A 12259-nucleotide genomic window follows, 5' to 3' on the forward strand; every position below is an offset into this window, starting at 1 on the left:
GAAGTGGAAGAACTCGGCGTGTCGGTGCACATCGGCCATCCCGGCCGTTTGCGCCTTGAGCCAGTACTCCACCGCCTTGACGTCATGGTTGGTGGTGCGTTCGATGGCCTTGATTTCAGCCGCCTGCGCGCTGCCGAAGCGGGCAACCAAGTCGCCCAGCGCGTCGCGAGCCGCTTGCGGTAGGGCCGGAAACTCTGCAAGGCACAGATCGGACAGACCGATGAACCAGGCCACTTCGACCTGGACGCGGCTGCGCATCAGCCCGGCCTCGGACAGATGCGCACGCAGGGCGTCTACCTTGGCGGCATAGCGCCCGTCCAAGGGCGAGAGCGCGTCCAGTGTGGACAGCGCGGCGGATTGCGGTGTGGGGTTCGTGCTCATGCGGGCATTGTAGGAATTGCGGGCTGCAGCGGGCGGCGCCTGCGGCAGGGCGGCATCGAGGCCGGTTGATATACTCGATCGCCCATTGATTGCAGTGCCAAAACATGAAACTTATCGGCTCCCTGACCAGTCCTTACGTGCGCAAGGTGCGCATCATGCTGGCCGAAAAAAAAATCGAGGCCAAGTGGGACGAAGAGAACGTCTGGTCGGACGCGACCCAGATCGGTCGCTCCAACCCGCTGGGCAAGGTGCCGTGCCTGCTGCTCGACGACGGCGAAGCGATTTTCGACTCGCGGGTGATCGTCGAATATCTCGATACCCTCACCCCCGTGGGCAAACTCATTCCTGCTGGCGGGCGCGAGCGCGCCGAAGTCCGTACTTGGGAGGCTCTGGCCGATGGGGTGATGGACGCCGCGGCCACGGCCAGGCTGGAACAGACTTGGCCCGGCCGCACCGAGGCGCAGCGCAGCCCGGCGTGGATTGCGCGGCAGATGGGCAAGGTCGATTCCGGCGTCAAGGCCATGTCGCACGGCTTGGGCGACAAGCCGTTTTGCAGCGGCAACCATCTCAGTCTGGCCGATATTGCCGTGGGGGCCGCTCTAGGCTACGTGGTGTTTCGCTTTCCTGAACTCGGCTGGCAGCAGCAGTACCCCAACCTCGCCAAGCTCTACGACAAGTTGATGCAGCGTCCGTCGTTTCGCGATACGGCCCCGCCGCAGGGCTGACGCGGCGCGCGCCTATGACGACTGCGCTGCCTGCAGCAGCCAGCGCAGTGCAAACTCTGCAGCCTGCAGACGCACGCTGTCCCGGTCGCCCTTGAACAGGGCGTGACGGGTCTCGCTTTGCACTGCGTCACCTTCTTTCCAGGCCTGCCCGAACCACACCGTGCCCACCGGTTTTTCTGCTGTGCCGCCGCCCGGCCCGGCGATGCCGGTGATCGCCACGGCGACCTCCACCCCCGCGCGTTGCCGCGCGCCCAGCGCCATCGCGCTGGCGACCTCCGGGCTCACCGCACCGACTTGCGCAAACAGTTCGGGGTTCACGCTGAGCAGATCGGATTTGGCGGCATTGCTGTAGGTGACAAAACCCCGGTCGAACCAGTCGCTGGCCCCGGCCACGCTGGTGACGGCCGCCGAAACCAGCCCGCCGGTGCAGGATTCGGCCGTGGCCAGCCGCCAGCCGCGCGGGCGACAGGCCGCGCCGACATCGGCTGCAAGGCGGCAAAGTGCGTCGAAGTCGGGCCGGGTCATGGACTCAAACCAGGGCGTAAAGCCGGATGCCCAGCGCCATGACCAGCAGCGTGAAAGCGGCGGCGATCAGGTCGTCGAGCATGATGCCCAAACCGCCTTTCACATTTCGGTCGGCCCAGCCTACGGCCAGCCATTTACCGGCGTCGAAAGCGCGAAACAATAGAAAAGCGGCCAGTTGCTCAGCCCAGCCCGCCGGGGTGACGAGCAGCAGAATCAGCCAGAAGGCGATGATCTCGTCCCACACCACGGGCGAGGCGTCTTCCAGGCCCAGCGCACGCGAGGTATGGCCGCAGGCCCAGATGCCGACGACGGCGCCCACGCCGATGACCACAGCCCAGCTCAGCGGGCTCAGCCAGAGCGAAAGCAGTTCGTAGCTGGCCCAGGCGAACAGCGTGCCTGCAGTGCCCGGTGCGATGGGCGACAGGCCGCTGCCGAAACCGAGTGCGAGCACATGCAGGGGGTTGCGCCACATGAAGCGCCAGGAAGCGCCTTGTGCGGCGGCGGGAATGGGGGTGGGGGCAGTCATGGTGTGCGGAAATGCTCGAAGCCCGCATAGACATTGTCCAACACCTGTCCGCTCGCGTCGATCAGCCGCAGGCCCGGCTCGGCGTCGATGCGGCCGATGCGGGTGACGGGTGTGGCGGCTTGCGCCGCAGCGGCGGCAACGGCGTTGCGCGCGGTGGGTGGGGCGGTGAACAGGAGTTCGTAATCGTCGCCGCCTGCGAGTTGACACAGGCGGCGGCGCTGCAGGGGTTGGGCGGCAAGCGCTGCGCTGGCCGGGCAGGCGTCGGCATCGACGGTGGCGCCCACCCTGCTTGCGCGCAGGAGGGCTTGCGTCTGCGCATCCAGCGTCCATTGCCCCAGGCGATGGCCCAGCGCCAGCCGGGCGTCGCCCACGGTGCCCGAGACCCAAAGATCGTCGCCTGGCCGCGCGCCGCTGCGCAGCAGCGCCTGGCCGCGGGGCACGAGTCCGAGCACGGTGATGCAGAGGTTGCGGGGGCCGCGGGTGGTGTCGCCGCCGACCAGCTCGATGTCGTGGCCTTCGGCCAAGGCGAACAGGCCGCGCGCAAAACCTTCGAGCCAGCGTGGATCGGCCTCGGGCAATGCCAGCGCCAGGGTGAAGGCGTGCGGCCTTGCGCCCACGGCGGCCAGATCGGACAGGTTGACCGCCAGCGCCTTGTGTCCCAAAGCGACCGAATCGGCCCCGGGTAGGAAATGCCGACCTTCCACCAGCATGTCGCTGGAAATGGCGATTTGTTCATTTGCGGCGGGCGCGGCGAGCAAGGCGCAATCGTCGCCCACGCCTAAAGCGGCGCGGCGTACGGGTCGGGTGAAGTAGCGGGCGATCAGATCGAACTCGCCGAGCGGTGCAGTCATGGAAAGGCTATGCGATCAGAGGTGGTATGCACGCCATGTTCGCATATCGGTGCGCGGGCAGGCTCCTACACGCGCTCGAGTATCACGAATTTCCCCGCCCCGGCAAACTCGCCGTCGTCGCCACCAAGCAGTTGTCCAATCAGCGCGATCTGGCGCTGGCCTATTCGCCGGGTGTGGCCTCGGCCTGCGAAGAAATCCAGTCCAAGCCCGATGATGCGTTTCGCTACACCGGGCGTGGCAACTTGGTTGCGGTGATCACCAACGGCACCGCGGTGCTGGGGCTGGGCGACATCGGCCCGCTGGCAGCCAAGCCGGTGATGGAAGGCAAGGCGGTGCTGTTCAAGAAGTTCGCGGGCATCGATGTGTTCGACATCGAGGTGAACGAAAAAGACCCGGCCAAGCTGGTCGAGATCATCGCCGCGCTGGAGCCCACGTTCGGCGGCATCAACCTCGAAGACATCAAGGCCCCGGAGTGTTTCGAGGTTGAGCGCAAGCTGCGCACGCGCATGAACATTCCGGTGTTCCACGACGATCAACACGGCACGGCCATCATCGTCGGCGCGGCCATTCTCAATGGCCTGAAGGTGGTGGGCAAGGACATCGCCCAGGTCAAGCTGGTGTGCTCCGGCGCGGGCGCTGCGGCGCTGGCCTGCCTGAGCCTGCTGGTCGATCTGGGGCTGCCGCGCAAAAACATCTGGGTCAGCGATCTGGCCGGCGTGGTGTACGCGGGCCGCACCGAGCTGATGGACGAGGACAAACGCCGCTTCGCGCAAGACACCCCGGCGCGCACCCTGGCCGAAATCATCGACGGCGCGGACGTGTTTCTCGGCCTGTCCGCAGGCGGCGTGCTCAAGCCCGAATACACCCTGCGGATGGCGGACAGGCCCATCATCCTGGCGCTGGCCAACCCCACGCCCGAAATCCTGCCGGAAGAGGCGCGCGCGGCGCGGCCTGATGCCATCATCGCCACGGGCCGGTCGGACTATCCGAACCAGGTCAACAACGTGCTGTGCTTCCCCTACATCTTCCGCGGTGCGCTCGACAGTGGCGCCACCACCATCACCGCCGAGATGGAAGTAGCCGCGGTGCGTGCCATCGCCGAGCTGGCGCAGGCTGAACAGAGCGACGTGGTGGCGGCCACTTACGTGGGTGAGCCGCTGCGTTTTGGCCCCGACTACCTGATTCCCAAACCCTTCGATCCGCGCCTGATGATCAAGATCGCCCCGGCAGTGGCCGAGGCGGCGGCGAAGAGTGGCGTGGCGCGCCGCCCCATCGCCGATCTGGACGCCTATCGCGACAGCCTGCAGCAGTTCGTCTATCAGTCCGGCGCGCTGATGCGGCCGATGTTCAGCATCGCCAAGAAGGCGGCGAAAAAGCGCATCGTCTATGCCGAGGGCGAGGACGAGCGCGTGCTGCGCGCCGTGCGCGTGGTGGTTGACGAGCATCTGGCCCGGCCCATTCTGGTGGGGCGTCCGGCGGTCATTGCCCAGCGCATCGAGCGTTTCGGGCTGCGGCTGGAACAAGAGCGCGATTACGACGTGGTCAACACCGATTTCGATCCGCGCTACCGCGATTTCTGGCAGACCTACCACCAACTTGCGGGCCGCAAGGGCGTGACCCCGGCGATGGCCAAGATCGAAATGCGTCGGCGCCTGACCCTCATCAGCTCCATGATGCTGCACAAGGGCGAGGCCGACGGCATGCTCTGCGGCACCTGGGGCAATACCCACATCCACCTGCACTACATCGACCAGGTCATCGGTCGTCGTCCCGGCGCCAAGGTGTATGCGGCGATGAACGTGCTGGTGCTGCCCGGTCGGCAGGTGGCGCTGGTCGATACCCATGTCAACATCGACCCCAGCGCCGATGAAATTGCCGAAATCACCTGCATGGCGGCGCAGGAATTGCGCCGCTTCGGTATCGTTCCCAAGGTGGCCTTGCTGTCGCATTCCAATTTTGGTTCTTCTCCGGCGCCCAGCGCGCTGAAAATGCGTGAGGCGCTCGCCCTGCTGCGCGAGCGCGAGCCCGATCTGGAAGTCGATGGCGAAATGCAGGGCGACACTGCGGTCGACCCGGTCTTGCGCGCCAGCCTGATGGTCGATTCCGCCCTCACTGGCGAAGCCAATCTGCTGGTGTTTCCCAATCTGGACGCGGCCAATATCTCCTACAACCTGCTCAAGGCCACCGCGGGCAACAACATCGCCATCGGCCCCGTTTTGCTGGGGGCGGCCAAGCCCGTGCACATCCTCACCGCGTCCAGCACCGTGCGTCGCATCGTCAACATGACGGCGCTCACCGTCGCCGAGGCCAATCTTTGAGCGCCCCCAGGGCCGGGCACTCCCCACCCCAACCCTCCCCACAAGTGGGGAGAGAGTGATCTCGCCTCCCCCACGACGTGGGGGAGGTCGGGAGGGGGACTGCCCATCCCGACCCTCGTGGGGGCTGAGGCCCGCGGCTCTTTGACCGTAAAACCTGCCTAAAAATTGGGCGAATCCTTGTGTTTCCGTGGCGATTTCGCTACGATTGCGCTTTAGCTGGTGTGCAGGGCCGAAGAATTTCATTATGGCCCAATACGCGAAACCGAACAGCATCAGCTGGTAATTTTCACGCAATTGCGTCCAATTTTCTCTAACGGTGCGGCTTTTGCCGCAGCAGCATGAATCGCCGGTGCATTCGTTCTACGCTGCAATCCCTGTTTTTTGCGGGGCTGCTGATTGCCACTTTGTCGCTTCTGGCATCAGGCGGAACCAGCGTGTGGCCTGCAGCCCAGGCGCGCGAAACGTCGCAATCGTCGCAAACCTCGGCACTACAGGACATTCCAGTCATTTCCGTGGCCGACCTGCCGGTGCAGGCGCGGGACATGTTGAAGCGCATTGAACAAGGCGGCCCGTTCGAGGGATACAAGGACGGCGTCATTTTTGGAAACTATGAGCGGCTTTTGCCCTCAAAACGTCGTGGTTATTACCGCGAATACACCGTCCCGACTCCAGGCGCCCGCAACCGAGGGGCGCGCCGCATTGTGTGCGGAGGGGCCAAGCACCATCCCGATGTTTGTTACTACACCCATGATCACTATGCCAGTTTCCGACGCATCGCCCAATGATGCCGATCCCGCCGTGCTGCTCAAATCGGTACGGCCGAACATCGTGCAGTCGATCCGGGCTTACCGTGTTGCGCAGTTGCAAGACGCAGCCGAGACGACCGGCCAGCATTTTCTCTATGCCAACCTCGCCGAGGCGACCACCAAACAGGAAGTGCTGGAGACGATTGCGCGCTCCTTCCTTTTTCCCAAGCATTTCGGCAAAAACCTCGATGCCCTGCACGATTGCCTGACCGACGTGGTGCACGGCGGCGGGCCGCAGCCCGGCTTCGTGGTCGTGCTCGAACAGCTACCGGCCACGCAGCGATTCGACAAGGAAGCGCGCGAAACGCTGCTCGACGTGTTCCGCGACGCGGCCGACTTCTGGGCGGAGCGTGGCATAGCCTTCAGGGTCTTCTATTCTTTTCTGTAACCCGCACTCCTGGCCGGGAGGAGATGCGGGGCGAAGCGGTACCGGAACCCAGAGTCAAGGCCGTCAAGGTCTGCACGCCGTGGGAAGGGGCTTGGGCGCAGCTCGTGGTTTGAGCCCTGCCTGATCTTTTCCTGCGGTGCTGGAGGTGGCGCAAGACACGTTTTGTCTTGCGCCATTTTTTATGGCGACGATGGAAGCGACTGAGCCAGCGCGATGTACTCGGCCGTGCTGACTTCCTCGGCGCGGCGCTGCAGATCGAAGTCGCCGGCATAGCCTTGGGTGTCGAGCCAGGGGCCCAGGCTGTGTCGCATCAATTTGCGGCGCTGAGAGAACGCGGCGGTCACCAGGGCGGAAAGCAGTTTGCGGTCGAGCCGCGGCAATTCCTGCACAGGCAGCGGGGTCATGCGAACCACCGCGGAATCGACCTTGGGCGGCGGATCGAAGGCTTCGGGCGGCACATCGAGCAGATTGACCATGCGATAGCGCCACTGCAGCATGACCGAGAGTCGGCCGAAATCGCGACCACCCGGGGCGGCCACCATGCGGTCGATCACCTCTTTCTGCAGCATGAAGTGCTGATCGCGAACCTGCGCGGCCACATCCATGAGATGAAATAGCAGCGGCGTGGAAATGTTGTACGGCAGATTGCCAACCAGGCGCAGATCGGTGCCCAGGCTAGCGAAGTTGAAATCGAGCGCGTCGGCCTCGATCAGTTCAACTGTGTCGGGCGCTTGCTTGCGCCAGCGCGCGGCGAGGTCGCGGTCGATTTCGATGGCGGCCAGGCGGGGAATGCGCTGCAAGAGCGCGAGCGTCAAGGCGCCCAGGCCGGGGCCGATTTCCACCAAGCGCTCGCCAGCCTGCGGGTTGATGCAGTCGACGATGCCCTGGATGATCTGCTGGTCGATGAGGAAATGCTGGCCGAAGCGCTTGCGCGCCACATGCGTGGTCTGCGCCGCCCCGCGCGGCCGGGCGGGCGGGTGCTTCATGCTGCCGACCGCCCCCAGGGTCGGCTCGCCGACCCGCCCCCCGTGGGGGTCAAGGAAACTTGGGGCGGCCCGGCGTTTTCTTGAGAGCCCAGGCCAACGCGCCGATCAGTCATTTTCCGGAATGTGCACATAGGTGCGGGCGCGCACGTCGCGCACCAGCTCATCGAAGTCTTCAGCGGCCTTTTGGCGTTGCAGCACTTCGCGCGCCAGCGCGCGTTTTTGCGACGCTTCGAGCGGTCGCACTGCGCGGTCAACCAGTTGCAGCAGCACGACCTTGTTGCCCATGACGATGGGCGCAGACACATCGCCCGGATTGAGACGCTGCAACGCGGCGTCGAGCACGGGGTCGAGCTGTCCGGGCAAGACCCAGCCCAGCGCGCCGCCCTTGGCCGCCGTCGCGGGGTCTTGCGAAAGTTCGCGGGCCTTTTCGCTGAACTGCACCTTGCCGTTTTGCACCGCCTGCGCGATGGAGTCCAGCTCGGCCTTGGCGCGAATGCGCTGCGCGTCGGTGCCGGCGCTCAGCACGATTTCGCGCACCTCGCTTTGCATGGCCGTGGTGGGCGCCGCCGTCTCGCCGCTGACCTGCAGCAGCTTCAGGATGTGAAACCCGGCCGCACTGCGGATGACGGGGCTGATCTGCCCGGGCTGCAGGTTGCGCACGGTGTCGACGAACAGCGTGGGCAGACGGTTGGCCGGGCGCATGCCCAGATCGCCGCCGCGTTTGGCGCCTTCGCCCTGAGAGTCTTGGGTGGCGAGCTGGGCGAAGTCGGCGCCCGCTTTCAGCTTGGCGTCGATGGCGTCGATTTTCTGTTTGACGGCAGCGACCTGCGCCTCGGTGGCGTTTTGCGCCACCGGCAAAAAGATCTGCGCGATGTCATAGGCGGCCTGCGGGCTGGCGGCGGCAGCGTCTTGTTTGGACAGGAACTCGTCGATTTCGCTTTCGGAAACCGTCGGCAGTTGCGCCATGCTGCGCTCGCGCAATCGGCTGATGAGAATTTCGCGCTTGAGCTGATCGCGGTAAGTGCTCCAGCCCATACCCTCTTTCTCGATGGCGCTGCGCAGTTCGGGCACGGTCAGCTTGTTGTTGCTCGCCACCTGGGCGATGGCGCGGTCGAGGGTGTCCTGGTTGACGCCCATGCCGATTTGCTCGGCATATTGCGCCAGCGCCACTTCGTCGATCATCTGGTTGAGCACCTGGCTGCGCAACTGCGCTGCAGACGGCAGTGTGGCGCCAGCGGCCTGCGCCTGCTGGCGTGTGGCTTCGACTCGCAGTTGCAGGTCGTAATCGGTGATGACCTGGTTGCCCACGATGGCAGCAATGCCATCGCTGGTGCGCGCACTGCTGAAGGTGGAGGGCAGCGCGGGCGGCGCTGCCATCGGTGGGACGGTGGCCGCAGCCGGTGCTGGCACCGACAGACCGCCTGCAGCGCCGGGAGGCAGCCGCAAACCCTGCGCCTGCGCACAGACCGCCAGAGAGGCCAGCATCGTTGCCAGCAGGGCGCGTGGCGGAAGAGACTTATTCATAGTTGGCAAAACGGCTCGGGGGCACGTTGGATTGCTTGAGGATCTGATAGCCGGGGATATTCTGCTTGAGCGCCGACAGCGGATTGTTGCCCAGCCGGGAAAAGCCGACGAGTTCGAGCTGGAAAAGGATGCGGGTATAGGCCGTGGCCTGGGTGAGCGAGTTGCGTTGCAGCACGATGCGGCCGATCCAGCAGCCGCCGTCGTACTCGAAGCCCAGCAGGCCGTCGTTGAAGCGCTTGTCGAGAATGCTGTAGTTGGCCTGTCCCACCGAATACCAGCGCGGGCTGAGCTGCCACTGCCACGCCGTGTTGATGTAGCGCAGCGGAATCTGGCCCGAGGCGGCGCTTTGGTACAGGTAGCTGGTGCTGATGGTTTTATACGGCCCGGGTGACCAGCGCGCGCCCGCGGAGATCTGCTGGCTTTGCTTGAGCCGCATGTTGTATTGCAGTGCGGCCTCCGCGCTCCAGTGTGTGCTGAGGTTGGCGCTGGCCAGCGCGAAGGTGTCGTTCAGCCCGGCCGGAATGGGATTGCCGCTGAGCACAACGCGCTGCGGCGCGAACAATACCCGCTGCGCCAGGGTGAGTCGCCCGAGTTCGACGCCGGTCTGCGGGTCGAGCAGGCGCGAGGTGACGCCGCCGGTGAGGTTGTTGGCGTCGGCGATGCGATCAACGCCCGAAAACACGTTGTCGGTATAGATGGTCGACAGGTTCAGGTCGAGGTCGGCGCTGTCGAAGTTCGGCAGGTTTTGCTGGTTGCGATAAGGCGTATAGACGTAATAGAGCCGCGGCTCCAGGGTCTGCGTGAGCGCGCGGCCGAACAGCGAGGTGGGGCGCTCGAACACCAGGCCGCTGTCGAGGCTGAAGGTCGGCACCGAGCGGTCGGCGGTGGTGGCGCCGCCGGTCATGGCGGTGTCGGTGACGTAGCGGGTGAAGTTGAACGACAGCTTGGGCGTGATAAAGCCGCCGGGACGCACCACCGGATAGCTGATCTGCGGGTTGAGGTAGAGCCGGTCGCCCGAAATCGCGGTGGGGTTGGTGAAGCGGGTCAGCGCCGAGTCGAACTGCCAGCTCAGGCCGCTGTAGTTCGCGCTTTGCAGATGGGTGTAGAGCTGGGGCTGCTGGTTGTAGGGCACGCCGATCGGCGCCGCGGTGTTTTGCAGCGTCTGCCAGCGGTTGACGCTGAGCTGCATATAGCCCAGCGGCAGACCGTAGGTGAGGCTGCCTTGCTGCGGCAGGGTGCGATTGGAGCCGATGACCGGGTTGACGCCGCCGAAGTCCTGCCACCAGTTGTCGTCGGACACCTGCTGGTAGTTCACCGCGTAGCTCAGGCCGTGGCCGAGGCCGCCGTTCTGCTGCACATAACCGGCCCAGCGACTGTTGCCGCTGTCGCTGCTGTCGGAAGGCAGCAGGTCGAACTGGCTGCGGCCCGAAAACGTCGGCTCCAGCCAGCGCGTGGCCAAGCTGCCCATGAAGCCGCGACGCAGAATGACTCGCGGCGTGAGCGTGGCGTCGTAATTGGGGGCGATGTTCCAGTAGTACGGCACCGCGAGGTCGACGCCGTTGCGGCTGTCCACGCCCAGCGTGGGCGGCAGCCAGCCTGACTTGCGCGCATCGCTCAGTGGAAAGCTGGCGTAGGGCAGCGGCAGGATGGTGGCGCCCTTGAACACCACGCGGGCGTCGCGCGCCACGCCGGTGTTGTTGGCCAGGTTCAGGTCGAGATGCGTGGCCTGCACGAACCAGTCCACTGGGCTGGCGGTGCAGGTGGTGTAAGTGGCGTTGTCGGCCTTGAGGTGGTCGCGACCGAGAAAGTCGATGTTGTCGGCGTGGCCGTGCCCCTGCGTGACGCGAAAGTAATAGTCGGCGTCGGGCATCTGGCCGCGATAGGTGTCGAGCTGCATGCGCAGCGCCGGGCCGGTGAACAAATTGCCGTCGCGAAGCACCCGCACGTTGCCGTTGGCCACGGCCTCGTTCTCGACAAAGTAGTAGCGCAGGCGGTCGGTCTTAATCACGATGCTGTGCTTGCGCAGTTGCACGTCGCCGGTGGCGTGGACATAGATATTGTTCTGTCCGGTGATTTTGTCGGCGATGACGAACAGCGGCTCGAAGGCCTCGGCCTGCGCGGGCAGGCGCTGCAGCAAATCCAGGCTGGGCGTGAGTTGCAGCGGGGCGGAGGCGGGTGTTGCCTCCTGCGCCTGCGCCGTGACATCCCAGCCCAGTGCGAGCGCCAGCATCAGCAGAGTGAGGCGCGGAAGGCGGCGGGATGGCGGGGGAAAAGGCACGGGGATCAGGTGGGAGGCGGGCTTATGACGGCGAACCGCGGCGGATCGCCCGGCCAGTCGATCGATTCGGGCCGCGCAACGGTGCCTAAAATGCCAGCGGATTATAGGGAGTGGCCCCAGACCTGCCGCGTTCGCGCCAGGCTCCCGAGGGGAATGAGAAAACTTGGGGCGACCCGGCGTTTTCTCATGAGCTCTTCCTTCCTGTCTTGTCCATCCCATCCCATGTCCGCCACCGACCCCGACACCCGCGCCCAGGCCCTGCAACATTGGTTGCAGGACATCGCCCCGGCGCACCAGTTGCAGCTTGAGAGCCTGCAGCCCGCTTCCAGCGACGCCAGCTTCCGCCGCTACTTCCGTATTCAGGCGGCGGGCGGTTCGCTGATCGTGATGGACGCACCGCCGCCGATGGAAAACGTGCGGCCCTTCGTGCGCATCGCCCAACTGCTGGCCGAAGGCGGCGTGCAGGCGCCGCAGGTGCTGGAGCAAGACGTGGCGCAGGGTTTTTTGTTGCTCACCGATCTGGGGCAGACCACCTATCTGCAGGCTATCAATGCCCAGCCTGATCGCGCCGACAGCCTGATGCGCGACGCGCTCGGTGCGCTGGTCACGCTGCAGTGCATCGACGACGCGGGCGTCGTGCCGGTTTACGACGCGGCCCTGCTGCAGCGCGAGCTCGACCTGTTCCCGCAGTGGTTTGTGCAGCGCCACCACGGCCATATGCTCAGCGACGCGCAAAGCGCCGCGCTGCAGGGCCTATTCGCCGCGCTGATCGCTAACAACCTGGCGCAACCGCAGGTGTTGGTGCACCGCGACTGGCATAGCCGCAATCTCATGGTCACGCCCGAGCGCAACCCCGGCGTGCTCGACTTTCAGGACGCGGTGATCGGCCCCATCACCTACGACCTGGTCTCGCTGCTGCGCGACGCCTATATCGCCTGGCCCGAAGAGCAG

Annotated in this window: 11 protein-coding genes and 1 pseudogene; 5 read left to right on the forward strand and 7 right to left on the reverse strand. The window is 65.3% G+C overall.

Annotated elements, in window-relative coordinates:
• Positions 1-381: pseudogene (locus B7X30_RS13055) on the reverse strand (adenylosuccinate lyase); the annotation flags it as partial.
• A 104-nt stretch (positions 382-485) separates the two neighbouring features.
• Between B7X30_RS13055 and B7X30_RS13060 the strand changes: the two are divergent.
• Positions 486-1106, forward strand: a complete 621-nt coding sequence (locus tag B7X30_RS13060; RefSeq protein ID WP_276706861.1) for a glutathione S-transferase N-terminal domain-containing protein — start codon at positions 486-488, stop codon at positions 1104-1106.
• A gap of 12 nt (positions 1107-1118) precedes the next feature.
• Here the strand turns inward: B7X30_RS13060 and B7X30_RS13065 are convergent, their stop codons facing one another.
• From B7X30_RS13065 to B7X30_RS13075, 3 genes are read right to left on the reverse strand one after another with little or no spacing between them, the layout of a single operon-like run.
• Complete coding sequence (locus B7X30_RS13065; RefSeq protein ID WP_286731085.1) at positions 1119-1631, reverse strand: CinA family protein; 513 nt, start codon at positions 1629-1631, stop codon at positions 1119-1121.
• A gap of 4 nt (positions 1632-1635) precedes the next feature.
• Positions 1636-2157 (reverse strand): phosphatidylglycerophosphatase A family protein, encoded by a 522-nt coding sequence (locus B7X30_RS13070; RefSeq protein ID WP_013121910.1) that lies wholly within the window; start codon positions 2155-2157, stop codon positions 1636-1638.
• The gene (locus B7X30_RS13075; protein WP_286731087.1) at positions 2154-3008 is read right to left on the reverse strand and encodes a thiamine-phosphate kinase; all 855 of its coding nucleotides are present in this window, start codon (positions 3006-3008) and stop codon (positions 2154-2156) included. The genes B7X30_RS13070 and B7X30_RS13075 overlap by 4 nt, the downstream gene beginning before the upstream one ends.
• A gap of 35 nt (positions 3009-3043) precedes the next feature.
• Between B7X30_RS13075 and B7X30_RS13080 the strand changes: the two genes are divergently transcribed.
• The 3 genes from B7X30_RS13080 (at position 3044) to B7X30_RS13090 (ending at position 6520) form a co-directional block, all read left to right on the forward strand.
• Positions 3044-5326 carry an NADP-dependent malic enzyme gene (locus tag B7X30_RS13080; protein ID WP_286731090.1) on the forward strand — a complete coding sequence of 761 codons (2283 nt, stop codon included), beginning with the start codon at positions 3044-3046 and terminating at the stop codon, positions 5324-5326.
• Positions 5327-5664: 338 nt separating this feature from the next.
• The gene (locus tag B7X30_RS13085) at positions 5665-6111 is read left to right on the forward strand and encodes a guanyl-specific ribonuclease (protein ID WP_156053923.1); all 447 of its coding nucleotides are present in this window, start codon (positions 5665-5667) and stop codon (positions 6109-6111) included.
• Positions 6074-6520 carry a barstar family protein gene (locus tag B7X30_RS13090; protein ID WP_013121914.1) on the forward strand — a complete coding sequence of 149 codons (447 nt, stop codon included), beginning with the start codon at positions 6074-6076 and terminating at the stop codon, positions 6518-6520. The genes B7X30_RS13085 and B7X30_RS13090 overlap by 38 nt, the downstream gene beginning before the upstream one ends.
• A 179-nt stretch (positions 6521-6699) precedes the next feature.
• Here the strand turns inward: B7X30_RS13090 and rsmA are convergent, their stop codons facing one another.
• The 3 genes from rsmA to B7X30_RS13105 form a co-directional block, all read right to left on the reverse strand.
• Positions 6700-7506, reverse strand: a complete 807-nt coding sequence (gene rsmA, locus B7X30_RS13095) for a 16S rRNA (adenine(1518)-N(6)/adenine(1519)-N(6))-dimethyltransferase RsmA (protein WP_286731092.1) — start codon at positions 7504-7506, stop codon at positions 6700-6702.
• Positions 7507-7611: 105 nt separating this feature from the next.
• A complete protein-coding gene (locus B7X30_RS13100; RefSeq protein WP_286731094.1) occupies positions 7612-9030 on the reverse strand; it encodes a peptidylprolyl isomerase in 1419 nt (472 codons plus the stop codon).
• On the reverse strand, positions 9023-11308 hold the full coding sequence (locus tag B7X30_RS13105; protein ID WP_286731095.1) for an LPS-assembly protein LptD: 2286 nt from the start codon (positions 11306-11308) through the stop codon (positions 9023-9025). The genes B7X30_RS13100 and B7X30_RS13105 overlap by 8 nt, the downstream gene beginning before the upstream one ends.
• 222 nt (positions 11309-11530) lie before the next feature.
• Between B7X30_RS13105 and B7X30_RS13110 the strand changes: the two genes are divergently transcribed.
• Positions 11531-12259, forward strand: a 729-nt coding sequence (locus tag B7X30_RS13110; protein WP_286731098.1) for an aminoglycoside phosphotransferase family protein, incomplete at its 3' end; no start/stop codon positions are given.

This window comes from Thiomonas sp. 13-64-67 (assembly GCF_002282795.1).
Classification (GTDB): Bacteria; Pseudomonadota; Gammaproteobacteria; order Burkholderiales; family Burkholderiaceae_C; genus Thiomonas; species Thiomonas arsenitoxydans.

Bases quoted from the DNA above. Each gene is read 5' to 3' on its own strand.
- B7X30_RS13060 (WP_276706861.1), top strand. From the start codon at position 486: ATGAAACTTATCGGCTCCCTGACCAGTCCTTACGTGCGCAAGGTGCGC.
- B7X30_RS13065 (WP_286731085.1), bottom strand. From the start codon at position 1,631: ATGACCCGGCCCGACTTCGACGCACTTTGCCGCCTTGCAGCCGATGTC.
- B7X30_RS13070 (WP_013121910.1), bottom strand. From the start codon at position 2,157: ATGACTGCCCCCACCCCCATTCCCGCCGCCGCACAAGGCGCTTCCTGG.
- B7X30_RS13075 (WP_286731087.1), bottom strand. From the start codon at position 3,008: ATGACTGCACCGCTCGGCGAGTTCGATCTGATCGCCCGCTACTTCACC.
- B7X30_RS13080 (WP_286731090.1), top strand. From the start codon at position 3,044: ATGTTCGCATATCGGTGCGCGGGCAGGCTCCTACACGCGCTCGAGTAT.
- B7X30_RS13085 (WP_156053923.1), top strand. From the start codon at position 5,665: ATGAATCGCCGGTGCATTCGTTCTACGCTGCAATCCCTGTTTTTTGCG.
- B7X30_RS13090 (WP_013121914.1), top strand. From the start codon at position 6,074: ATGATCACTATGCCAGTTTCCGACGCATCGCCCAATGATGCCGATCCC.
- rsmA (WP_286731092.1), bottom strand. From the start codon at position 7,506: ATGAAGCACCCGCCCGCCCGGCCGCGCGGGGCGGCGCAGACCACGCAT.
- B7X30_RS13100 (WP_286731094.1), bottom strand. From the start codon at position 9,030: ATGAATAAGTCTCTTCCGCCACGCGCCCTGCTGGCAACGATGCTGGCC.